Genomic DNA, 1365 nt, shown 5'->3' on the forward strand with positions numbered 1-1365 from the left:
GCGCACCTAACTGCGACCGTACCATTGCCAACAAAGACGCTGGAGGAGATTGATCGCGCTGCAGGTTGTGGCCTATCCCGATCGCCTGGTTCGCAAGCGCTTGCGCGCTCCGGTGAAGAGTGACGTGCCATCTTCATCCCTCGGCCAGTCCATCCACTAAGCTGGGCAGTTCCCTCCCCAACCGCCGCGCCACATAGCGGCCTAAACCTGTCACACTGGTTCGGATTTGCTCGGGAGTAACCGCGCTGAATGCTAATCGAATCCGGCAGTCTTGAGAGTTATCCAACGCAAAGAAGCTCATCGGCATAACAATGACATTGTAACACCTTGCACACTCGTCCACGCTGTCCGCGCCAAATCTGAAAGGAAGATCAAGAGACAGGAAGAAGCCGCCAGAGGGTCGATTCCATCGAATCTGCTCCGGGAAAGGCGAAAACACACTGTCCAGCTGACGCAACATGACGTCGCGATTTGAACGATAGCAATCCAGCGCGGGGCGAATCCAGCCACGCAAGCTTGCTGCCTGCTCGATCAAGAGCCCCGCTACAATCGCTTGTGTAATATGGCTTGTATTGAGGGTAATGAAACTCTTGAGCTGGACCAGGTTTTCCCAAAGTGCCCGGCAAGCGCGCGCGTCTCCAAATAATGTATCGGGCAGTATCGCAGCTCCCACGCGGAGAGCTGGGCTCAAGGTCTTGGAGAATGTGGACAGGTAAATAACACTTCCCGCCTCATCCAAAGCGGCCATCGAAGGGATCTCATCACCTTCATACCGAAATAGCCGATATGGATTGTCCTCCAGAACGATGATCCGATTTCTTGCGCACACTTGAAGGATATCGCATCGTGAGGCCTTGTCGAGGACGCGCCCGGTCGGATTGTCAAAATCGGGAATGAGGTATAGAGCGCGGGCCCTCCGACCATTCCGGCGCAATTGTAGGACGGCGAGTTCGACTGCCTCTGCAACGCAAGGCACTGAGTTGCACAATGCTGCAACGGCGACCCTTGCGGCCTTAGCTGCACCGGTCGCACCAATATACGTGGGATTGCAGACTAGGAGCACATCCGCAGCTTCAGGGCACAGCGCCGGGAGGCAGAGTGCGAGCGCTTCCTGGCATCCTGAGGTGATCAGTACGCGATCCGCCCTCGCGGGAACCCCCTCATCAGACCGGACCTGTTGCGCAACGAGCTCGCCGATAATCCCGGCGGTTCGTCCATACTGCAGCAAGTGCGACAATAATTGCCCGCCCCCGTGACCGCCAGCTGAATAGCGTTCATATACCACTAGCGCATTCAACAGCACCTGGGGGTCGAGCTTGTCGAAGAACCGCTCACTCGGCCTGCCAGACGCCAGCGAGACTGCCG

General features: G+C 57.1%; 1 protein-coding gene. It reads right to left on the bottom strand.

Going from position 1 to position 1365, the window contains the following annotated elements:
• Positions 1-133: 133 nt before the first annotated feature.
• A partial coding sequence (locus tag AC0L2A_RS36155) for an aminotransferase-like domain-containing protein (RefSeq protein WP_473612956.1) occupies positions 134-1365 on the bottom strand: 1232 nt, incomplete at its 5' end.

The organism is Mesorhizobium sp. WSM4844, assembly GCF_055811775.1.